The following is a 24,280-nucleotide window of genomic DNA, read 5'->3' on the forward strand; positions in this document are numbered from 1 at the left end:
CCCTACTAATTGAGGACGATACCGGTTTTGTACCATAAATCCTAAGAATGGTTACTTAATGAAAGTATTTGCATATACAAATAATAAAAATATATTTGCGCCAGATGATACCTAGCGGTTGCCTCGTATATGATGCGTCAACTTTACCTCATTGGCGGCTTACTTGCCTTATCGCATTGGACAACAGCGCAGTCCAACGATCAGAACTATGTCCTGACCCGAACCTATAAAGTTCGGGCGGCCACCGAAGCGACCGGTATTTCATACAACGGTACGCCCAATCAGGTCGCGACGCAGGTGGCGTATTTCGATGGTCTGGGGCAACCCACCCAACAAATTGCGGCTTTTGCCGGCAACATTGGCCAGGACCTGATGACCCGCACCGTGCACGATGCCTACGGACGCCCCTCGCAAACGTTCGCACCCGTAGCCGCTCCCGGCAACAACGGCGGCTGGGTTGGCAACCCGATCGGAACCTATTACAACTCGGCGGAGGTCTGTTCACCCACGGCCAATTATTACGACCAGTCGGTGTATGAGTCCTCGCCCCTCAACCGTCCCACCGAGCAGCGGGCCATCGGTGTAGCAACCGGCGTCCGGACTACTTACCAGACCAACACCGTCAATTCCGTGATTCGCTATCAGGTATCCGGCCCCAATTTACAGGACCTGGGCGTGAACGGCTATTATGCAGCCAACACCCTGACGCTGACGGAGGTCAAAGACGAAAACAACACGACGACACAGACGTTTCACGACTCCGAAAAGCGGGTGGTGCTCCGGCGGGTGGTGCTGGCAACGGAAAATCTGGATACCTATTACGTCTACGATGAGCCCGGCCAGCTCCGGTTTGAGTTGCAGCCACAATTTCAGTTGGAAGGTAACCTCGATCGGTTTGCTTTCATGTACCAGTACAACAACCGGGGGCTGGTGATCCGTAAAAAAGTGCCCGGAGCCGGTGAGCAAACCATGCTGTATGACACCCGCGACCGACTCAGCAGTGTGACCGATGCCCGGGGCATAATTTTTACCCACCAGTACGATGAGTTGAATCGCCCTACCCAGGTGCTGGTTAACAACAACATCCCGATTCAGTACACCTATTACGACAATTATGGGTTTAGTCTCTTTGCCAACGGGGGATTTGTCAATGAATTGGGGCTGACTGCGGCCGATCACTTTGTCAGTAATCCCCAATCCGAATCGCGCAAGGGGCTGATGACGGGCCAATCGGTGCGGCTCCTGAATGCCAGTGGCGGCTACGACAACTGGTACCAAACCGTTTTTTATTACGATAACCGCAACCGGCTCATTCAACAAAACCGGCAATTATTCGGCCTGTCGGGTTCGGCCTATGAACGCATTTCGTACCAGTATGATTTTGCGGGCAAGCGGGTGCTGGAGCGAACGACGCAGTATACCGGCAGCATCACCTACCGCATCGACAAGACCTTTAGTTACGACCAGGCCGACCGATTGACCCAGGTGCAGCATACGGTTTACGAAAACGGCGTCCCGGTAAAGAGCTACGAACACAGCCGCCAGATCTACAACCAGGTGGGGCTGCTGGCCAGTGAGGAATGGAACGCGGGCAACCTGGGTCAGCTCTACAAGTACACCGCCCGGGGCTGGCTCTGCGAGCAGCAAAGTACCAAAGGACCCGGTTTTAGCCACACGTTACAGTACCAGCCCAACGGCAACGTCCAGTCGATGAGTGTCAGTACCAATGGCCAGTACAGCGGTTCGCGGAGCTTCACCTACGATCTGGCCAACCGGCTGACGGCCACCAGCGGCAGCGGGAGTCTGGGCGGTTTCGACGAAAACAACATCGCCTACGACCGCAACGGCAATATAAAAACGCTGAACCGTACCTGGAACGGTCAGTTGATCGATCAATTGAATTACTTTTACACCGGCAATCAGGTCCACCGCATTGGCGACGGGGGCAACAACGCGCTGGCCGAAAAGGGGTTTGCCAACGCGACCGATTACGACAACGAGCTCGTGTACGATGCCAATGGCAACCTGACCAGCGATGCCAACCGGGCCATGAATGCCATTAGCTACAACGTGCTGAACCTGCCCCGGCAGGTGAATGTCGGCGCCAATTATGTGCAATACGATTACGACGCCCTGGGCCGGAAACGGCGCATGACGGGGCCGGGCGGGGTGGCCACCACCTACGAGGGCGATTTTGAGTACAATGCCAACGGAACGCTGCTGCGGATTGGGCTGGAAGAAGGGCAACTGGTCCGCAGCAATTCAGGCGTCTATTCCGTGCAGTATTACTACCGCGACCACTTGGGCAACGTGCGGCAGGTCGCGAGTGACAACGGGGCGGTGGTCCAGCAAACGGAGTACTACGGTTTTGGTCTGGCGGTGCTGCGGCAAGGCGATGTCAACACCAACAAGTACCTCTATAACGGCAAGGAGCAGCAGTTGCAAACGCCCTGGCTGGATTACGGGGCCCGGATGTATGATCCCACGATTGGGCGGTGGAGTGTGGTCGATCCGCTGGCGGATGTGGAGCCGAGTTTAACGCCGTACCGATATGGCTTCAATAATCCGATCGGGGTAACGGATCCGGATGGGATGTTTGAGTATTCTGATGGGTACAGTACGCAGAACAGCAAGTATTCGACGGGGTCGATGGAGTTCAGTGGGACTTATCAGGATGCCAGGGATGGAGCCAATAAGGAGGATGGACCCAGGACAGGAAAGGGCAGTGAAAATAAGTCTAAGTTTTCAGACCTGACGGTTAATGAGCAGGCTGCCTGGAAGAAAGCTTCGATTGGCGAACGCTTCCAGGCATTTGGAGCCGTTGATGGAATTGCCCCTTCGTTTGACCTAGAAGCCGCATTATTGCCGATTGGCAAAGGAATCAATCTGTTAGGAAAAGGGGTTAAGTGGTTAAAATCTTTTCTTAGGGCAGGAGCGGATGACATTCTTGTTCTAAGTCCAAAAGAAATCCATTTTATGCAAAGTAGTATAAAAAACGTTACAGGGGAATTTACTGTTTTGGGTAATGCTGAAGCACAGAAAACAGGAGCCTTAAACCCCAATGTATTAAAAATGAATGTGTGGAAAGACGCCAATGGAAAGATCTGGACACTTGACCATCGACGTTTAGGAGCATTTAGGCTCTCGGGCTTGGAAAAAGCCCCAGTTCAGTGGGCCTCTCCAGCACAAGTTCAGAACCAAATGTGGAAAATGACAACAAAAAATGGTGGCACCTCCGTGAAACTTAAGTTGGGTGATGGAGACAATATAATAATTAAATAACTCTAAATTAAATAATTTAAGACATGAACTTAGAAGAATTGGTTGAATTAATAGATACTAAAGAGGATTTTATATCTTTTGTTGCCGCTTTAATCAATGATTTAAAAAACAATCCTGATACATGGGGAAATAGGACTCTTTTCAACTACCTCGAAGCCCTTCAAAGTTGGACTGAGGATATGGACGGCTATTATTATAATAAGAACATATCAGTTCCTAAAGATGTTAATTGGAGAGTTTTTGCCAACATACTTATTGCCGCAAAGGTATATGAGTAACATGCTGTTGGTGCCGATCAATGGCGTTTTAAAGTGTATTATTTTATCCGGTAGTTTACAACTTTTCTGACTTTAAACGACCAATTCGACATCTACGTTTTTTTGAATTCTGAGACTCGAATAAAACTATAAAATCGGTAGAGATTCGGGGCTGGCGAATTGTTCTTTGATATACGCAACAAGCTAACATAATTATAGCAAACGGAGTACTACGGTTTTGGTCTGGCGGTGCTGCGGCAAGGCGATGTCAACACCAATAAGTACCTCTACAACGGCAAGGAGCAGCAGTTGCAAACCCCCTGGCTGGATTATGGGGCCCGGATGTACGATCCGACGATTGGGCGATGGAGTGTGGTCGATCCGCTGGCGGATGAACCAGCACAAATAGATAAGTCCCCCTATGCCTACGGATGGAACAATCCTATCAAATATACCGACCCCGATGGAAGGTGTCCAGACTGCCCAGGAGAGAATGGCGAAATAGGTATGATGATAGGGGCGGCTATGTTGAGCCTAAAAAACTCAATTATGACCCTTGGCTATAATGCAGGTGATGCGTTGGGTATTACGCCTACTGCCCAAGGTATGAAGTGGGAAGCGGTAGAAAGGAGAGTAGGCGAAAAGTACGAAACTGTGATTGAGCAAGTACCACGGCAAGGCTTTTTGAAAGATGCAGGTGGACACTTATTAGACGGTCTCAATGCCGTAGCGGCTGTATCGCCTACCAGTGGCACAACCAAAGGACTCTTAGCTAAAACCGTACCCAATGGCGTAGTAACAAGTTCGGCAGTCAAAGCAGCAAAAGAAACATTAGGTAATCCTTTTAAAGGGAAAACGTTAGAACAGGTGCAACAAGGGTTTGAAAAACAGGTACAATCGGGTAAATTGAAGGCTGCCTATACCGACCCAGTGAGTGGCTCAAAGTCCTATGTAAATCCCAAGAGTAAATACTCTTACAATGTTGATACTGGATTAAGTGGCAAAACAGGGGCAAAGGTTGAACCACCTCATGTAGATGTAAATTACCCAAATCCTAAGCCTAAAAATGTAGAACCCAAACGCAAATTTTTCTTTTAATAATGCTATCATTTATAACATACAAGCAAGTTCCCGAACAGATAGAAATTTTGTTTGACGAAAAGGGTGTAGAAGATTTGATATTATATCTTCAAAGTCTTAAACAAACCCAAGACCATATGCATTTACTTATTGGTAATGAACTTGATAATTATGAAGTCCTGCCTGAAAGAGATAACATAATTTGTTCGGTTAAACATGTTCGTCTTGAATTCATAAAATAACCCCCATGATTAGGAGTTATTTTATTGAGCGACAGCTAAATTTTGTTGGAAGAAGTTTTTGAATTTTTGTTTGGTAAGTACCGAGTCAATCAAACGGAATACCATATTTTTATCTTCGGGGTCGAGTTGGGCAATGAATTTAACCTGTTAGAGGGTCGTTTTATATTCTAATGTTACCTCTTTTGGGGCTTACACTCGTACTTTAGACCCATCACCAGCAATCAAATAAGCTATGTTTGAAAAGAAAGATAAACGAAGACTATATTGGCTAATAGACCAGTACTTATCAGGCAAAATCACTGAAAGAGTTTTTTGTGATGAGTTTTACTATTCGTACAGTTTAGAGATAAGGGATGACGATTTAACGAAATTGGAGCAAAAAGTTTTTTCAGAGCTAGATAAGATAGCAAGCCGTTTTTCGGAGTACGAAGAAGATCATGAATTAGACCCTAAAGCGTTTTATACAATAGACCAGTTAAAGCAAAAAATAAAAGAAACAAAGGAGAAATTAAGCCGAATGGGAAATGATTCGATAGAATAAAGAGCAAGTATATCACTTATAACATTTGTCAATACGTACACCGAGAAACCACTTATAGAATGAGTATAATTGCCAAATCATATTTGCTTGTAAAAGCAAATGATACAACTTACAAATTCAAGGACCATACAACATCCTTTAAAAGCTTTTTTCAACTATCCGCAACACCACAAAACAACATAGAAATCAGATGAACCATGATGAACTATCTATCAACACTGATTTTGCTCCTGTACTCGTCGGCCCTATCCGCCCAGATTTCGGGGCGGGTTTGGCAGGACGCCAATGCTCTTAACGGGACCAAGGGCACAGAACGCCCGGTAAGCCCGGTGGCAGTGAAGGCTTACGGGGCAGACGGGCGATTAATCGCCCAAACGACGACGGGGGCCGATGGAACGTACCAATTGGTGGTTCCTCCACAACAGCCCGTCCGGTTGGAATTTGGCAATCTGGAAAAAGGCTGGCAACCGGTGGCACACACACCCCTGGTGCGGTTTGCCACAACACCCGCCGAGGTCAATCTGGTTGTGCAGCACCCTGCTAACCAGTTGGGGGCCAATCCACGGCTGGTTCAGACGGTTTATGTGAACGGCGACTACGGCGATGCGGGTGCCGATTCGCTCACGGCGGTGGTCATAACCGCGGCCTCCGGCGACCCATCCACGTTGAAACGAATCGCCACACCCCGGCAAGTGGGTTCGCTTTGGGGGCTGGCGTATGACCGAACTTCCCAACGGCTCTATGCAGCAGCCCTGGCGAAACGGCACGCCGGTTTCGGGCCATTAGGGTCGGGGGGCATCTACCGCCTGTCGCCCGACGACGGAACGGTTTTGCCCTTCATCAATCTCGATGCATTGGGCTTCGCTACGGCTCCGGCTAATCTGAAACGCGATTTGGGCAGTAGCCTTACGAGTGTCAGCCACGATTCGCTGATGTTCTCCCTGGTGGGCAAGTGCAGTTTAGGGGGCCTGGATGTAACCGACGACGGGCAGATGCTGTTCGTCATGAACCTTTACGACCGTGCCCTGTATGCCATTCGTCTGCCTGCTGACGGCGCATTGCCCCAATCCGCGGATGTAAAAAAATTTACACTGCCCCTGACAGCGGGACAATCGGGCGACGCCCGGCCTTTTGCCGTTAAAATATACAACGACCGGGTCTATGTGGGCGTTGTTGAGGATGCCAGCCATTCGAAGCGCGTTACGGATCTGAGAGCCATTGTCTACCGATTCGATCCGAATGCCGACACACCTGCTTTTACCGAGGTTTTTAGTACGGCCTTGACTTATCCACGGGGCACGCTCGACTACGGCGTATCCGGGTGGCAACCCTGGACGGATGATTACCGGCAAGCCAGGGTTTCGTCGGCTCCCGACTGGCTCATCTATCCACAGCCTATCCTGGCTGACATTGAATTTGACACCGACGGGTCGATGATTCTCGGCCTGATGGATCGACTCGGACACCAAGCCGGGGGTGGACAACTCTTTCGGCCGAATTCGTCCATGCCCTTGATGCCCTACCGGGGTTTGTCAGGAGGAGATATTTTGCGGGTCGCTTTTCGGAATGGCCGCTACGACCTCGAACGAAACGGCGGTGTGGGTGACCAACTGTCGGCTGGCCGTAATAACCGACAGGGACCCACCGGGGGTGAATTTTACCACGACGATCAGTTTCAGGCCGATGGCATCGTTTGGCACTAGGAAACCGCTACGGGAGGGCTTGCCATCCTGCCGGAGCAAGGGCAACTGGTCGTAGCCGCCCGCGAACCGGTGCCGGGTCAGTATGTGACGGGTGGTTTTCGCTGGTTTGCCAATCAGACCGGAAGTTTTGTTCGGGGGCAGGCGGCATTTCCGGGCGGGGAGCGGGCCGGTTATTTCTGGAAAACCAACAATGTAGGTGATATCGAAGTCATCGCTGACCCTCCTCCGCTGACCCTCGGCAACCGGGTCTGGAACGATCGCAACGCCAATGGCCAACAGGATGCCGACGAGCCGGGGCTGCCAGCCATTCAAGTAACGCTCCATCACGCAGGGAAATTGGCAGGACAAACCCAAACCGATCAGGCGGGTTATTATGCTTTTGATAACCAATCGGTAACTGGTGGTATACAGCCCCTGACGGACTACGAAATCCGGGTACCCCTGCAACAAACGGCTCATTCGGGCTTGAGCTTGCCCGCACCTGACCGGCGCAAAGCGGTAGCCACCAGCCAGGCTGACCAAATTGACAATGACGCCATTCTGGCCGATCAGACGGCGCTGATTCGTTTTACAACCCCACCAGGGGGCAGGTCAATGCCGGGCTTAGACATCGGGCTTCAGTGTGGTTCCTGTGCGCCCGCCAGCCAGACTGCCGAGCCGGAACGGTTAAGGCTCACGCCCAATCCGGCAGGTGTTCAGACGGCCGTACGCTATCGCGGGTATCAGCAAACCGGTGCATTGACGCTCACCGTGTTTGACCTACAGGGCAAACCCCTGATGACGACTGCCGGCAATTTAACCGATCATCAGTATACACAGACCCTCAACCTGACCAGGCTGACCAGTGGTCATTACGTCGTAACCGTCAGGGAGGGCGATCAAATAACAACCGTTCGTTTAGTGAAACACTAATTTTTATGGGTATGGAACTGCTTTTCAGGAAGGCCAAATACATGGGGCTGGTTATTTTTCTGGCTTTGGTCGGCAGCACGAGCCGATACCACTCCGGTGCTTTACCCGTAATCTCCGCTCCGTTGGCAAAAGATTGTTTTTCGGGAAAATGGGGCAACGACTTCGTGCTTTGCGATAAGGAAAAGAGTGGAAAAAAGGGGAAATCCAATCAAAAGAATCGGCTGGAAGAAGAACTGGTCCTCCAGTTTAAGGGCAAGGACAAAGGGGAACTCAGTTTTTATGATTGCCGGAATACCAAACGAAGTGACCTGTCCATCTCCTTTCATTACGAAGTAACGAATGAAGTCATTCGCTTCTACTGGGAGGGAAAAGCGGATGAGATTGAAACCTACAAAGCCGCTTTCAACTTTCGGGATACGTTTCGTTATGACTGTCGCAAGGATACGCTGGTGTTTACGGACGGTTTTCTGAATAATACGCTTTACCAGGGCAGTACGTATTTTGTGCGCCGATAATCCTCCCTTCCATGAAACGGTTTCTACTCGTTGCATTGCTGCTGTTTACTTCGATCAAGGCAGCAAAAGCACAAGGCCAGGTTCCTACTTTACGGCCTTCGTTGTCGCCCCAATCGCCCAATGTAGCATCGCTGGGCCGATTCGGTGAACATCCGGTTAGTTTGAATACGGGAATACCGTCGATCACCGTTCCGGTTTTCGACATCTCGGCGGGCCAAGTGCGGGTTCCGGTCAGTTTCGATTACCATGCCGGAGGGAATAAAGTGACGGATCAGGCGAGTTGGGTTGGCTTGGGCTGGGCTTTAAATACCGGTGGAGTCATTTCACGCAGCGTGACGGGTCGGCCGGATGAACAGTCGGAGATTTTGTACTGGCCCGGCGTTCATCCCGCCCTGGATCCCAATGTGAGTGGAAATACGGCCTGCGACAACATATTCAATTTCTTTGAACAATATAATAACCGGGTCTACGATTCCGGGTATGATGTTTTTAACCTGACTTTTCCAGGTGGAAGGACCCTTAAATTTGTGCTCATTCCGGACGGTACGGGCAGTGTTGCCACCACCATGCCTTTCGAGCGGGTTAAAATCAGTCTCATACAAGCCCAAACGGGTAGCATCACAGGCTTTACGGTCACCGACGAAGACGGCATCGTCTATACGTTCGACCAGACCGAATCCGTCGCTTTTAACAATGGCAACGGACAACTCAGCTACACCAGTGCCTGGCAGCTCAGCAAAATCCAGGGAAACCGACCGGATGATCTGGTTCAGTTTTATTATACATCGGTCAGTTACAACAGTACCACCGACATCGTCGATACGCAAACCATTGTGGATCAGACTTCAGGTGATTGTAGTTTTGCCTTTCTGGGCAATCAGAATTTCACTTCTGCTGCGGTCAGTACGTATCATACCACCCGTCAGTTGCAGGAAATCGTTTTTCCGGGCGGGAAACTAGCTTTTTCGCCGGAAGCTGCCAATCGGGCCGACCTACCCGGTCTAAAGGCGTTGGATTACATCGATGTGTATGGGTTCAACATCACTTCCAACACCTTCCAGCGAATCAAACGGATTGACCTCCAGCAGGGGTACTTTCCAGCAACCCAACCTCAGAATTACGGTTATCTGAATGCCCCATTGAAACTCAACGCCGTGTTGATGCAGGATATCAATAACGGGATTATCAGTAAATATCTGTTCGAATACAACATGACCCAGAACCTGCCGGGGACCCAATCGCGCAGCCGGGATGTCTGGGGCTATTTCAACGGAGCCAACAACCCGACCACGCTTATACCGGCCCAAACCGTCAACCTGTACGGCACCGCAGGCTATATGGGTTCGACCACGGTCGGCGGAGCCAATCGCTCGTGCAGCGAGCCCCACATGCAGGCCTGGATCCTGAACAAAGTAACCTACCCAACAGGCGGCTATTCCCGTTTTTTCTACGAGTCTAACCGGTATTTTGACGCAGGCATGAACGCCATCCAGTTAGCGGGCGGACTTCGGGTGAACCGAATCGAGACCCAGGCATCGGCCAATGACCCGCTTAAAGTCAAAACATACCGCTACGGCTCCGGCGAAAATGGGTACGGAACCCTCAACGTGACCCTGAACAAAAGCAGTTGGTCCAATGTGTATTCCGAACAGCTTCCCCCCGACTGCCGGCAACAAACCCGCATATTCGGCTCCAATCCCACCTCCAGCATCAGCCCGTTCGACGGCAGTCCGGTTACGTATCCGGAAGTGGCCGAGTATGAAGGCACTTACAACGGTTCGAATGAAAACGGGAAAACCGTCTACACCTTCCGAACCAGTGGTGACGTAACGTTTGGAGTAGGTGGTGGAAATTCCGGGCGAATCTATGTGGCCAGTTATCATTGGGATCGGGGGCAACTGCTCACCAGAACGGTTTATAATCAGGCCAATCAAATGCTCCATCGGCAGGTCAATACGTATATGAACCCGATAAAAACAGAACTGCCAAAAGCCGGGGTTCTGATTCTAAAAAACTTGACCTACACGACCGAATGGGCCACCTACTATTCCAATCCCAGAACCCCTCCTCCCTGCGACTACCTGCGCAACCAATACACACCGCCCACCTACTATCCCTGGCCCAAAGGAAACATCCGGCTATTCCGAACCGAGGACTACCAGTACCCTGCGGGCAATGGCAATGCCGTCGCAACCAGTACTGAAACCGTATACAACGCCGATTACCAACCCGCTCAGCAAACAGTCACAGCCGCTGATGGCAGCATCACCGTGCGGCAGATGCGATACCCGTTTGACCTCAGTTTCCCAACGCCCGCTTCGGGGTCAACACGCGGCATCCAACTCCTGCAGAATCGGGGGCAGCGGAACGTCGTTATTGAAGAATATGCGTACCGCAAAAACCACTCAGCCGATCCAAATCCGTATTTAACCGGGGGGCAATTGAATCTATTTGAAGAAAACAGCCTCGTTCCGGGGTATGCGCTGCCAAAAGAAACACATCGGCTTCAGGTAATGGATCGCTGCTGTCTGCTGAGCGGCTACGTCCCGCTATCGCTGACGAACAGCACGGCGAACAAAGACAGCCGATACGGGCTGGAGTTGACTTATACGGCCTATGATAGCCGGGGCAATCCGCTGGAATACCTGCTGCGGAATGGTTTGCGTACACGCCTGGAATGGAATGCCTACAATCCTGGACTTGTCCCTTTTTCGGTTTTCACCAGCGAAACATCCAATTACAATACCGCGGCCAGTTTAACGACCCGTTATGCCTATGATGTTCCACTCCTGGGAGTAAAAACAACCACCGATCCAAATGGCTTCGCAACCCGGTATGAATACGACCATTTCGGGCGACTGGATGCCATTCGCGACCACGACCTGAACTTGCTCAAAACCTTCGACTACAATTATGCGAACGGCGAACAAAACCCCAAAAAACTCGCTCCATTTTCAACGGTCAACAGTTCGGTCGGAAGCGGTTGTTTCTTGATTTACAATGCTTTGTCCGGCAAAGTATTACAGACGATGAACGACAATACCGTTCAGCAGCAGACGCCGGTCGGCGGGCAAACCAACCAGATCTGGCGATTCGATCAGCAACCCAATGGGGCTTTTAAGTTGACGACCCAGAATGGCAGTGGGCAGGCCCTTCAAACGAATTCGGCCAATCAGGGCGAGTTTCTGCGGATTGGGAACTATACCGGCACCACCCTTCAACTGTGGAATTTTAACGAAACCGCAGCCAACTCCCGGCAGTACCGGGTCAGTCTGTCGGCGGGTACAACCTGGGACATCGAAGGCGCAGGAGCCGGTCCTAAAGCTCAATTGTACGGCAGCATGACCAATCCCGGCGATTTTCATTATAGCCAGCCGTACCGTTTTTTCCAGCTTTTATCCGTATCCTGCCCGGGCTGTTCGGCGCCGATCCCATCCCTGTCAGCCATCCCCTCGTCTATTTGTCCGGGGCAGACAGCGACCATAACCGCCAGTGGCTGCACCGGCGGAACCGTCACCTGGTCAACAGGAGTCGTCGGCAATACGCTGCTGGTCAACAACAGCGGTACGTATTTAGCAACTTGCACGCTCAATGGCTGCACCAGTTCGGCCGGGCAGGTAACGGTACAAACCAACGCCAATTGCGCGGGGGGCGATGCCGTCGGAAACGGTTGCTTTGTCATTTCGAGTGTTTATTCCGGCAAAGCCATGCAGGTGATGAGCGACAACACCGTTCAACAGCAAACGCAGGTTGTGGGACAGGCCAACCAAATCTGGAAATTCGAACAACAGGGAAACGGTCAGTATAAACTCACCTCGCAAAACGGGAGCGGTCAGGTGGCGTCCGTCAACGCAGCGGGCAACGGTGAGTTGATTCGTTTGGCTGCTTTTACCAATACGACCCTTCAATTCTGGAATTTTTCCCAAACCGCAGCGGGTAGCGGACAGTACCGGGTGCATCAGTCCGCCGGAAATACCTGGGATTTAAGAAGCCGTGGCGTCGACCCGGAACTTCAATTATGGGGAAGTGTTCAGAACACCTCCGATCCGGACTATGCAGGTACCTACCGAATTTTCAGGCTCACCTCGGTGGGGTGTCCTACCTCTCCGAACTGCTACTCCATTCGCCTGGTGGCCAACGGGAAACGGTTAACCAACGCGAATGGCACCCTGAAAATACAGGACCCGGACGATAGCCAGAACGGGCAAATTTGGAAACTTGACCCTGTAGGTTCTTCCACTAAGCTCACGACCATGACCGGCACGGGCCTGGTTATCGGTGCGGCTGGCGGGAATCAAACGCTGGATACCGAGCTGGTCCTTCAATCGTATACCGGTCAGGCGCATCAGCATTGGACGCAGCAGTTGGTTACTGATGGCAATCCGGGAATAAAATACGGTTTTGTCAGTAACAACGGGAGTTTCGCCTGGTCGAGTGTCTACAATTGGGGGGGAGGAAATCCTTCCGCTCCCGCTGTGAGCGATTTCACCCTGAAACCGGTCGCCGATTTACTCATTTATGGAGCCATGAAGTGGTTTTTAGATAGTCGAACCTGTCCCTGGTAAATCCTCAAACCGCCCTCAAAACCGGCTGCGTCGATTTGCGAATCACCAGCGTGGTGTCCAGTGTCTGGGTTTCAGGAACAAAATCAGGTCCCTCCGCCAGTTGCCGCAGCAGAAGCCGGGCGGCCACGCGGCCGATTTCGTTGGTCGGCTGAACAACCGACGTGAGGGGCGGAGTGACAAACGCACTGTGGGGCGCGTTGGAAAAACCAACCAGCGAAATTTCATCCGGGATCGACAACCCGTTCTCCTGAATGCAAACCAGGGCTTCGATGGCCGTCGGATCGTTGACGGCAAACAGGGCATCGGGGCGGTCGGGCCGGTTCAACAGTTGCTGGGTGCAAAACCGGGCTTTCCCTTCCACAAAATCGCAGGGCATAATGATCGTTTCGTCGATGGGAAAGGCGTGGGCTTTCAGCGCGTCGATGTAGCCGTTCAGGCGGTTTCGGCTCATGGTCAGGTTTTCGGGGCCGGCGAGGTGGGCAATCCGCCGGCAACCCGTCTGGATCAGGTGTTCGACCGCCCGGAACGCGCCCCGGTAGTCGTCCACCAGCACCTTTGATCCTTGCAATTCATCCACAATCCGGTTAAAAAATACGACCGGCAACCCCTTCCGTTGGGCCGATTGAATGTGTTCGTATTCATTCGTTTCCCGAGTAATTGCCATGATCAGTCCCTCCACCCGGCTCGACAGCATGGCCTGCAAATTGTGCTTTTCAATCTCCAGCGACTCGTTCGACTGCCCGATCATGACTTTATAACCGGCCGCATTGGCGACCTCCTGCACCCCCAGAATCACATTCGGAAAATAGGCATGTACAAACTCCGGGACCAGCACGCCAATGATGTCGGTTTTGTTTTTCCGCAAACTGGTCGCAATCGTATTGGGTTGGTAATCCAGCTCGTGGGCCAGATCCAGAACCGCCTTTTTGGTATCCGGGTTGATATCCGGCGCATTCCGCAACGCCCGGGAAACGGTTGATATCGAGACATTTAATTTAATGGCAATATCCCAGATGGTTGGTTGTTTACTTCTCATACGGACAGGGTCGGATTCACATACTAAAGATAAAATCTCCGCTACGTTACACAAGACGCGTCTTCCTGTTTTTCTACTACCGCGCTCGCCGGGAAATCAATACATCAATATGATTTTTTATGGATTCCGAACCAATCCGGACTTTCCTGCCCGTCTCAACACTTTTGAAATCAGGCCCGCCAGTTTTCCTTTCCGGCAACGTTACCGGAAACGTTTTTTTTGATTCTCCTGAAAACTTGACTCCTTTTCGGTTGCCGTTCTCTTTTTACTTCTGTTAAATTCAGAAATAATTCAATAAAAAATGCTGATTCAGTCCCGACTGTCGAAATCCCGGTAGTCGGGTTATCGACAGAAAAAGAATTGACGATTTGAACTATTCCAATCCATGTACCTGTATGAAAATAAATCTAAGAAAGGTTGGCTGGCTGGCACTCCTGCTGCTAGGCCCCACCATCCGGCTGCAAGTCCTGGCTCATCATCCGGCGGTATCCACGCATAGTCCGTCGGCCCCAAGGGCGGTGTTGCAGATCAGGGGTCTGGTCTCGTCCGAAACCGGCGAAACCCTGCCGGGCGTCACTGTTGCGGTCAAAGGAACGACCATCGGCACCACCACCAACGAATCGGGTCAGTACAGCATCAGTGTTCCCGACGACAAGGCCGTGCTGGTTTTCAGTTCGGTGGGCTACGAAAAACAGGAAATACCGGTCGGCAACCGCATTACGATCAATGCGGTTTTGAAAGGCGACACCAAAGCCCTGGGCGAAGTCGTCGTCATTGGTTACGGCACCCAGCAGCGCCGGGATCTGACCGGATCAGTAGCCTCCATCAAAGGAAAAGAACTGGAAAACCTGCCCGTTCAGGGACCACTAGAAGCTTTGCAGGGCCGGGCCGCCGGGGTCGAAATTGTGCAGAGCAGCGGGTCACCGGGAGGTAGCCCGACGGTTAAAATCCGGGGTATTACGTCGCTCAACGCAGGCAACAGCCCGCTCTATATCGTTGACGGCGTGCCGATTACGGGCAACATCAACGTGGTCAATCCGAATGACATTCAATCCATGGAAGTGCTGAAAGATGCCTCGGCCTCGGCTATTTACGGTGCAAGGGGAGCCAACGGGGTTATCATCATCACGACCAAACGCGGCAAGTCGGGCAAAACGTCCATCAATGTCAGTACCTACACCGGTTTTTCGGAAGTCAGAAAGCAGATTCCGATGCTGAATGCCGTGCAGGAACGCGATTACATCCTGAATGCCGTCCAGAATGCGGGCGTTGCGGAAGTGCGACTGGGCCTCGATACGCTGTTCAACGGCAACACGCCGGTGTATGACACGAATTGGCAGAACGAGCTGTTTCGGAACGCTCCGGTTTCCAACTACGAAGTGTCGCTGCGGGGCGGCAACGACAAAACCACGTATGCGGCCAGTTTAGGCCTGTTCGATCAAAAAGGGGTCGTCATCAGTTCGGGCTACAAAACCTACCGCGGCCGGTTCAGCATCGATCACCAGGCCTCTTCACGCTTTAAAACCGGGGCCAACATTCTGCTGTCGACCGCCAAGCGCGACCAGATTCCCGAGGGCGACGACAACAATGCCGTGCTGACCAACGCCCTCCGGATGCTGCCCTTTTCGCCGGTGTACAACCCCGACGGTTCCTACACCTTCGTCGATCAGATCCAGCGTCCAAACCCGGTCGCCCTGGCCACCCAGAGCAGCATCTTTTCCGTTTCCAACCGCCTGCTTGGCAATATTTACGCCGACTATACGATTCTGAAAGACCTGACGCTGCGCTCGACCCTGAACGTCGACTACGCCGGCAACCGGAACGAAAACTTCATTCCCAGCACCATCCAGGGCGGAGCCGCCCGACCGGCAACGGCTTCCTACGGCGACGGTTTTAGCTGGATCAGCGAAAATACCCTGAATTACAGCCGTTCATTCGGTCAGCATGCGGTTTCGGGTCTGCTCGGCTATAGTGTTCAGGAAACCCGGACGTTCAACCTCTCAGCAGCGGCCAATCAGGGCGCGACGGACAACATTCCGACTCTGAATGCGGCTGCCACGGCAACGGGTGCTTCGAGCAGCAAATCCGCCTGGGGACTGGTTTCATATTATGCCCGACTCAATTACAGTTTCAACGACAAGTATTTGCTGGCGGCCACCCTGCGCCGGGACGGTTCTTCCCGGTTTGGGAAAGACAACCAATACGGGACATTTCCTTCGGTATCAGCCGGTTGGCGGATTTCGCAGGAACCGTTCATGCAGGGCCTGCCTTTTATCAATGACCTGAAATTGCGGGCCAGCATCGGCGTGGTCGGCAACCAGTCCATCAGCGATTACGGGGCGCAGGGTCTGTACAGCACGGGACGCAACTACATCGGCAAATCCGGCATTGCGCTGTCGGCGGTTCCCAACCCAACGCTTAGCTGGGAATCGACTACGCAATCCGACATCGGCATCGATGTGTCGTTTCTGAACGACCGCGTCGCTTTTACCGCCGACGCCTACCTGAAAAAAACGAACGATCTGCTGCTGTCCGTGAATCTGCCGACGAGTTCGGGCTTTAGCTCTGCCTTGCAAAACGTGGGCGATACGCAGAACAAAGGGCTGGAATTCAGTGTCTCCAGCCAGAATCTGGTGGGCGCTTTCCGGTGGAGCACCAATTTCAATATTTCTTTCAACCGCAACCAGATTGTCCGGCTTTCCAACAACAATGCCGACATCATTCAGGCAAGTGCCGATGCGGTTTTCTACAGCGACCGCCCCGTCGGAATCGGGCGGGTGGGCGAACCCATCGGCGTTTTCTTCGGCTATGTGTATACGGGTCGGGTGTATGCAACCTCGGAAGAAGCCAAAGCCGCCAACCTGCGGGATGGCAGCAAAACCGGGCCGCTCTATCAGGCCGGTGACATGATTTACGAAGACCTCAACGGCGACGGTGTGATCAATGCCGACGACCGGCGGATCATTGGCAATTCCAACGCCAAACACACCGGCGGTTTAACCAACACCTTCTCCTACAAAGGGTTCGACCTGTCGGTTTTCATGCAGTGGTCCTACGGCAACCAGATTTTCAACCAGACCCGCCAGTCATCGAACCGGAGTTTTGTCTACAACGCGGCCACGACCGAAGTGCTGCGGAGCTGGCGGAAAGAAGGCGATGTGACCGACGTGCCGCGTGGCGCACCCAGCACCATTGGCCGCAACGGTTTTCCGTCATCCCGCTGGGTTGAAGATGGGTCCTATCTCCGCGTCAAAACCGCCACGCTGGGTTACACCTTTCCATCGACCTTACTCAAACGGATCAAAGTTGAAAGCCTGCGCGTGTATGCTTCCGGCCAGAACCTGTTCACATTCACAAACTACCTGGGTCTGGACCCGGAAGTGAATTTCCGGAACAGTCTGCCGTTGCTCCAGGGCATCGACTTAGGCACGTATCCGCAGGTTCGCACTTTCACGTTTGGCTTAAATCTGGGCTTCTAACCTGACCTCGACCATGAAAAAAATTAGCTATTTCCTCTTAATCACCGCGCTGCTCAGTCTGGCCAGCGGCTGCACCGATGTTCTGGATCAGGTGCCGGTGAGTGCCCTTACGCAGGGTTCCTTTTTCCAGAATGCCGCCGATGCCGAAGCCGCCATCATTGCCGCTTATGACGCCTTGCAGGGTGACGATACCCGCCGGGTGGTCTGGGGTGATGCCCGCGCCGACAACCTGAAAATACCGATTGAAACGATTGGCGTCACCGATCCGGGCGTACTGGATTTTCAGAATGACAACATCAGCAACAGCAACGGTTTTGCAACCTGGGGCTCTTTCTATGTGGGCATAAACCGCGTCAATAACGTACTGGCGCAGGTCCCTACCATTCAGAGCCCGACCATCGGCAGCGTCCGCAACCGGATTATGGGCGAAGCGTATTTTCTGCGGGCCTTCAATTATTTCTTCATGGTACGGCTCTGGGGTGCCGTGCCGCTGGTGCTGGAACCGACCAATTCATTGGATAAAGATCTCCAGTTGCCGCGAACACCCGCCGACAAAATTCAGGAGCAAATTATTGCGGACCTGATCGAAGCGGAAAAATTACTGCCCGTTACCTACGCATCGAACATCGAAACCCGGGGCCGGGCCACGCAGGGAGCCGCGCAGGCCTTGCTGAGTAAGGTCTACCTCTGGCGGAGTTCGTTTAACCAGACGAATGAGTGGCAACTGGCCGCCGATTATGCCGCCAAAGTCCTCGCCAACCCGACCTACTCGCTGGTTTCCGGGGCCAATTACGGCACGCTTTTTACTGCCAAAAATACGACCGAATCCATTTTCGAGCTTCAGTACAGCAACGCCAATCAGGAAACCAACGGTCTTTCGGCCTATTTTCTGCCCCGCAGCAGCAAGGTACAAACCGGTGGAAATCAGACGCTGATTCCAACCCCGAAACTGGTAGACGCGTTTGAACCGGGTGATTTGCGGAAAACCGCCAGTTTCTTTCTGAGCAACCCGCAAACCGATCAGTTTGCGAACCTGCCGACGGTTGGGAAATACCTCGGAACGGTGGTCGGCAACGCCCGCTTCGGCGATAGCAACTACATCTTTTTGCGGCTGGCCGACGTCATTCTCATGCAGGCCGAGGCTCTGACGCAGTTGGGCAAAACCACCGAAGCCATCGCGCTGGTCAACCGCATCCGCAACCGGGCGGGTTTGGCAAATACGGCAGCCGCGACTAAAGATGCGCTTTTGCTGGCCATCGAACAGGAACGCTTCGTCGAGCTGTGTTTCGAAGGCCATCGCTGGTATGATCTGCTCCGAACCGGGCGCGCCAAAGCGGTTCTGGGCGTCGATAAAAAACCACTGCTGCCCGTTCCGATAACCGAAATTATGCTCAATCCCAATCTGTTGCCCCAAAATCCGGGGTATTGATCCTCTCGTCCAGCCGCTCATCGATAGTCCGGCGGAGCGGCTGGCTTTTAGGTAAAACCGTTGAAACCATGCAAGTCAACTTGAAAAGAATCGTTCTGTCGCTGAGTCTCGGTTTCGCCCTGACCGGCGTGCTGGTGGCGCAGGATGCCCGCGATATCAAAACCGGGATGGTGATTCCCGACGAAACGTACAGTGATCAGCCTTACATCGTCAAAACCAACGACGGCGCGTGGCTCTGCGTGCTGACCACCGGAACCGGCCACGAAGGCGCATCGGGCCAGCATCTGATTTCCCAGCGGAGTCTCGATCAGGGGAAAACCTGGATCGACAAACGCGATGTCGAACCGGGCGACGGGCCGGAAGCGTCGTATGCAGTGCTGTTGAAAGCCCCGTCGGGGCGGGTTTTTGTTTTCTACAACCACAATACCGACAACATCCGGGCGGTGAAAGGCGACAGTCCGCCGTATGCCGATGGACTGGTCAAGCGCGTGGATAGCCAGGGGTATTTTGTCTTTAAATACTCGGACGATAACGGCAAAAGCTGGTCGGCCAACCGGGTCGCGATTCCCATGCGGAATTTCGAAATTGACAAAAAGAACCCGTACCAGGGCAAAATTCAGTACTTCTGGAACGTGGGCCGGGCGTTTGCCTACAAGGAATCGGCGTATGTTCCGGTCCACAAAGTCGGCGGTTTTGGCGAAGGCTTTTTCACCAGCAGCGAAGGCGCGTTGTTGCAAAGTCCCGATTTATTCACCGCCACCGATCCCGCCAAGGCGAAGTGGAACACCCTGCCCGACGGCGAAATCGGCCTGCGGACACCGGCCAAAGACGGCGGTCCCATTGCCGAAGAACAGAATTTTGTGGTGTTGAGCGACGGTTCTTTCTTCTGCGTTTACCGGACCATCGACGGTTATCCGGCCTATACCTACAGCCGGGATGCCGGTCATACCTGGGAGCCGCCCCAGTACATGCGGTATGGCAACGGCCAGTTGATGAAGCACCCGCGAGCCGCTAATTTTGTCTGGAAATGCGAGAACGGAAAATACCTCTACTGGTTTCACAACCACGGCGGGCGGTTTATTCGGGAACACAAAAACCGGCGTAGCATGGCCTACGAAGACCGGAATCCGGCCTGGGTGTCGGGTGGTGTGGAAGTCGATTCGCCCAAGGGGAAAGTCATCAAATGGACGCAGCCCGAGGTTTTGCTCTACGATGAAGACCCGCTGATTCGGATGAGTTACCCCGATCTGGTCGAAGACAAAGGCTCGTATTACATCACAGAAACGCAGAAAGACGTCGCCCGCGTCCACAAAATTGACGAGAAGCTGCTGAGCCAACTGTGGAATCAGTTCGACAACGCGAAAAAAGCGCAGGACGGTTTAGTGACCAACTGGTCGTATCAATCAGGAAAATTTCCGCAAACCGTGGCCGCCCCAACGCTGCCCGAATTCTACAAACGCGATACGAAGAAACTGGAACAGCCGGGCATGAATGTACCAAACGGTTTTACCGTCGACCTCAGCTTTAACCTTACCAACCTGTCTGACAACCAGATTCTGCTCGACGCCCGCGACGCCACCGGAAAAGGCTGGTTTGTACGAACGACCGACAAAAAAACGGTTGAGTTTGCGATGAACGACGGGCGTACGGAATCCACCTGGTCCTGCGACGAAGGCTTGCTGAAAGCCAATCAAAACCACAATGTCAGCATCATTGTCGACGGCGGCCCGCACCTCATCTCCTTCGTAGTCGACGGCAATTTCAACGACGGGGGCGACACGCGACAGTTCGGCTGGGGGCGGTTCAATCCGTACCTGAAGTCTGTGGCCGGGGCCGCTCAGATCACCCTCGGAACGCAACTCAACGGGCGGATCAGTCAGCTTTCGGTCTACAGCCGGGCGTTGACGGTGTCGGAAGCCATCGGCAATTACAACGCGCAGAAGAAGATCCCGTAAAACCGTTGCTTTTTCCCCTAAAGGCCGGGCGGCCGGAGCCGGACTTTCGCATCCGGAAGATGCTTTGTCCAAGTCCCCTTTAGGGGAACGGGGCAGCAGCCAGCCCACGGTTAAAACCGTGGGCCAGGGGATCATTTGGGCATTCTCAAACCGTTTCAACGGTTTATTGCTCCTAAAACCGTTGAAACGGTTTCCCGATCCAGATGCGTTTTTCCGGATTCCCCACGGACGGTTAGCCGATGCGATGAAACTGTGGGCGGGATTGTCCACTTCCGGGTTCGTTCCAAATAATTATCTCATTCTTAAAAAACCAAACACATCACCCTGATTCTCATGAACTTGAAACGATCCGTTGTGAACGCCAGCATCGAAACGGCGAAAGAAGTTATCGCCCATTTCGGATTGTACCTCCCTCCTTTCGCCAACTGGACCCTGGACCAGTGGCTCGACGCCGGGCCGGAATACAACGAAATCCGCGACTGCATGCTGGGTTGGGACGTCACCGACTTTGGCAGCCAGGATTTTCACACCATCGGGCGGACGTTGTTTACCGTCCGCAATGGCCGACCTAACCAGCCGAATTATCCGAAACAATACGCCGAAAAGTGGCTGATCGACCCGGAAAACCAACGCGCACCGGCCCACTTCCACCTTTCCAAACGCGAAGACATCATCTGCCGCGCGGGTGGTAATGTGCTGGTGCAGCTCACCAAGGCCGACGCCGAAGGCCATCCGTCCAACGAGACTTTCCTGACGCAGGTGGACGGCTGTACCCGGCGGTTGGGACCGGGCGAGATCGTGCGACTGCGGCCCGGCGAAAGCCTGACGATTCACCCGCGCACCATTCACCAGTTCTGGGGTGAAGAAGGCACTGGCTGGCCGATCGACGGCGTTGGCTACACGCTCAGTGCCGAGATTTCGAGCGTCTGTGACGACCTGAACGACAACGTTTTCCTGGTCGATTACGGCATCCGGTTTCCCGAAATTGAAGAGGATGAAGCCCGCCGGTATTTCCTCTGCCATGAGTATCCCAGGGCTGGTATTGAACTTATTAGCGAATAACCCTAAACCTGATGATGCCACGTCGCTTTTCGATTGCCCTGCTGGTTTTGTCCGGCCTGGCCTTTGCCGGTTCTGCTTTCCTGTATGCGTCCGATAAACCCGCAGCAACCGGCCCGGTGTTGATGCTCGCCCTGGTTTTGCTGGCGCTGGCGTTCCGGGGCTTTGCCCAACTCAAAGGTTTTTCCTACACCGTCTGGATTCTGGCGGCTGTCACGGTCGCGATGTTCTACCCCACGTATTTCTTCACCGTCGGCGATTTTCAGTTAAAAAAGCTCATCGTCCCTTTCGTGCAGCTCACCATGTTCGGCATGGGGTCGCACATGAGTTTTGACGATTTTAAGGGCGTTGTCAAAATGCCGAAGGGCGTTCTGATCGGAATTGGCTGCCACTTTATGGTGATGCCGCTGGTCGGTTTTTCGCTCTCCCATCTCTTCGATTTTGAGCCCGAAATTGCGGGGGGCGTCATCCTGATCGGCTGCGTTTCCAGCGCGATGGCGTCCAATGTGATGTCGTATCTATCGGGGGCCAACCTGGCGCTGGCCGTCACGATCGGGGCCTGTTCCACCATCCTGTCGCCGTTCATAACGCCTTTTCTGATGAAATGGCTGGGCGGGCAGTACGTCGAAATCGACATCGCCCACATGATGATCGACATCACCAACATGATCATCATCCCGATTGTGGCCGGTTTTATTTTCAACCTGTTTTATTTCGGCAACGAAACCAGACGCGCCAGAACCGTTCAGTTGCTGGCATTTGCCGGTATCATTCTGGTAACCAATCTGGTGATGATGGTAGTCACGATGGCCGACGGCATGGGTTTTCTGATGGCCCTCCTGACCTCGACGTTCTGGTTTTACCTCCTGCCCATGGTGAGCGCGATGCTGCTGAGAAATGCAAAGAATATCAACCGGCCCATGATCGAAAGCAGCCTTTCCTTTATCGCCATGCTCGGCATTGTGATCAATACCGTCATCATCACGGCGTCCGGGCGCGACAATCTGCTGCAAGTCGGTGGATTGCTGATCATTACCTGCCTGTTGCACAACCTGATCGGCTTGAGCGTCGGTTATTTCACGGCCTTGCTGTTCGGACTGCCGGAGCGCGACCGCCGGACGATTGCCTTTGAAGTCGGGATGCAAAACGGCGGAGTGGCCACCGGCCTGGCCCTGCAAATGGGGAAAGTAGCGACCTTGGGGCTGGCGTCGGCCATCTTCGGACCGTTGCAGAACGTGACGGGTTCGGCGCTGGCGAACTGGTTTCGGAAACGACCGACGGGAGAAAATGCCGCTCCTGAATTCCCAGTTCCATCTGAAAGTCAGAATGTTCCGGCAAGCCTATTCTCGGGAGAACGTTCCGTGTAAAAAGAGGCTATTGTCAAATCCAGCCCACGGTTTGAACCGTGGGTTTATAAGAAATGCATCGCGTGCGCTGAAACCGTTTCAACGGTTTTGAGATCTCAAAACCGTTGAAACGGTTTCCCATACCAGATTCGTTTTTATTACCGGATTCCCACGGTTCAAACCGTGGGCTGTTTTTTAATTCGTATCGAAATCAATGCAGCAGCAACAGCGTCGATACAACCCCGGCCACGTATAACAACTTGACCCGCAGCACCCGCAGGCACTTGCTGATGTGAAATTCGATGGTTTTTTCGGCCAGCCCGAGTTGCTCCGCAATTTCCTTGTTGGCAAGGCCACTGCGGCTGAGTTCGAACACTTCCCGGCTTTTTTCGGGCAGATTTTGCAATTCCCGCAGGTAGACTTCCTGCACTTCCCGCACCTGAATCCACTCCTGCACGACGTTGGCCGAGTGCGAAACCTGAACTTCCGAATACACCTCGTCGAGCGAAACCGATTTGTGCAGGATTTGCTTCCGGAGGTAGGAAATGATCCGGTTTTTGAGCGCCGAAAACAGATAGACCTGAACGGTTTTGTCGATGGAAAGAGCTTCCCGCTGCACCCAGAGTGTCACAAATAAATCCTGCACCAGATCTTCGGCGGCATCCGAATCACCGGTTTTCCGGTAGGCCAATGCATAGAGTTTTCCGGAAAACCGGGCGTGCAGTTCCGCAAAAGCCGCCGAATCGGCTTTCGTTTTCACCAGTTGCCACAGCGCCTGGGCGTCCATCTCACGGTACGGGTTGTGCATCGATTCTAAAAAGCAGGCCGAATGCAATACTACTAAGGTTTCAGATAGTATTCGTTATAAACTTTCTTCAA

At 53.0% G+C, this 24,280-nt stretch carries 14 protein-coding genes and 1 pseudogene; 13 read left to right on the forward strand and 2 right to left on the reverse strand.

The features are described from left to right. Positions 1-129: 129 nt before the first annotated feature. From F0P93_RS10485 to F0P93_RS10525, 8 genes and pseudogenes are all read left to right on the forward strand, one after another. A complete protein-coding gene (locus tag F0P93_RS10485) occupies positions 130-3,282 on the forward strand; it encodes an RHS repeat domain-containing protein (RefSeq protein ID WP_150876295.1) in 3,153 nt (1,050 codons plus the stop codon). Between the two features lie 23 nt (positions 3,283-3,305). Next, positions 3,306-3,560, forward strand: a complete 255-nt coding sequence (locus F0P93_RS10490; RefSeq protein WP_150876296.1) for a DUF7660 family protein — start codon at positions 3,306-3,308, stop codon at positions 3,558-3,560. Between the two features lie 219 nt (positions 3,561-3,779). Then, a pseudogene (locus F0P93_RS31720) lies at positions 3,780-4,637 on the forward strand (RHS repeat domain-containing protein); the annotation flags it as partial. A 456-nt stretch (positions 4,638-5,093) separates the two neighbouring features. Next, positions 5,094-5,402 carry a colicin immunity domain-containing protein gene (locus F0P93_RS10505; RefSeq protein WP_150876297.1) on the forward strand — a complete coding sequence of 103 codons (309 nt, stop codon included), beginning with the start codon at positions 5,094-5,096 and terminating at the stop codon, positions 5,400-5,402. A 197-nt stretch (positions 5,403-5,599) separates the two neighbouring features. Continuing rightward, positions 5,600-7,105, forward strand: a complete 1,506-nt coding sequence (locus tag F0P93_RS10510) for a hypothetical protein (protein WP_150876298.1) — start codon at positions 5,600-5,602, stop codon at positions 7,103-7,105. Positions 7,106-7,174: 69 nt separating this feature from the next. Continuing rightward, entirely contained in the window at positions 7,175-8,017 is an 843-nt protein-coding gene (locus F0P93_RS10515) for an SdrD B-like domain-containing protein (protein ID WP_150876299.1), read from the forward strand. A gap of 11 nt (positions 8,018-8,028) precedes the next feature. After that, positions 8,029-8,532, forward strand: a complete 504-nt coding sequence (locus F0P93_RS10520; protein WP_150876300.1) for a hypothetical protein — start codon at positions 8,029-8,031, stop codon at positions 8,530-8,532. A gap of 11 nt (positions 8,533-8,543) precedes the next feature. After that, positions 8,544-13,097 carry an RICIN domain-containing protein gene (locus F0P93_RS10525; RefSeq protein ID WP_150876301.1) on the forward strand — a complete coding sequence of 1,518 codons (4,554 nt, stop codon included), beginning with the start codon at positions 8,544-8,546 and terminating at the stop codon, positions 13,095-13,097. 4 nt (positions 13,098-13,101) lie between these two features. On the opposite strand, the gene F0P93_RS10530 is transcribed toward F0P93_RS10525, so the two are convergent. Then, complete coding sequence (locus tag F0P93_RS10530; protein WP_150876302.1) at positions 13,102-14,133, reverse strand: LacI family DNA-binding transcriptional regulator; 1,032 nt, start codon at positions 14,131-14,133, stop codon at positions 13,102-13,104. A gap of 395 nt (positions 14,134-14,528) precedes the next feature. Between F0P93_RS10530 and F0P93_RS10535 the strand changes: the two genes are divergently transcribed. The 5 genes from F0P93_RS10535 to F0P93_RS10555 all read left to right on the forward strand — a co-directional run bounded on the left by F0P93_RS10535 (position 14,529) and on the right by F0P93_RS10555 (position 23,422). Beyond that, complete coding sequence (locus tag F0P93_RS10535; protein WP_150876303.1) at positions 14,529-17,612, forward strand: SusC/RagA family TonB-linked outer membrane protein; 3,084 nt, start codon at positions 14,529-14,531, stop codon at positions 17,610-17,612. 13 nt (positions 17,613-17,625) lie between these two features. Further along, positions 17,626-19,041, forward strand: a complete 1,416-nt coding sequence (locus F0P93_RS10540; protein ID WP_150876304.1) for a RagB/SusD family nutrient uptake outer membrane protein — start codon at positions 17,626-17,628, stop codon at positions 19,039-19,041. A gap of 68 nt (positions 19,042-19,109) precedes the next feature. After that, positions 19,110-20,996, forward strand: coding sequence for a LamG-like jellyroll fold domain-containing protein (locus tag F0P93_RS10545; protein ID WP_150876305.1), 1,887 nt, complete (start codon positions 19,110-19,112; stop codon positions 20,994-20,996). Between the two features lie 333 nt (positions 20,997-21,329). After that, the gene (locus F0P93_RS10550; protein ID WP_150876306.1) at positions 21,330-22,058 is read left to right on the forward strand and encodes a D-lyxose/D-mannose family sugar isomerase; all 729 of its coding nucleotides are present in this window, start codon (positions 21,330-21,332) and stop codon (positions 22,056-22,058) included. An 11-nt stretch (positions 22,059-22,069) separates the two neighbouring features. Continuing rightward, positions 22,070-23,422, forward strand: coding sequence for a bile acid:sodium symporter family protein (locus F0P93_RS10555; protein ID WP_150876307.1), 1,353 nt, complete (start codon positions 22,070-22,072; stop codon positions 23,420-23,422). A gap of 190 nt (positions 23,423-23,612) precedes the next feature. On the opposite strand, the gene F0P93_RS10560 is transcribed toward F0P93_RS10555, so the two are convergent. Then, the gene (locus tag F0P93_RS10560) at positions 23,613-24,209 is read right to left on the reverse strand and encodes an RNA polymerase sigma-70 factor (protein WP_150876308.1); all 597 of its coding nucleotides are present in this window, start codon (positions 24,207-24,209) and stop codon (positions 23,613-23,615) included. Between the last annotated feature and the right edge of the window lie 71 nt (positions 24,210-24,280).

The sequence above is a fragment of the Larkinella humicola genome (assembly GCF_008727875.1).
In the GTDB taxonomy this organism is placed as follows: Bacteria; Bacteroidota; Bacteroidia; order Cytophagales; family Spirosomataceae; genus Larkinella; species Larkinella humicola.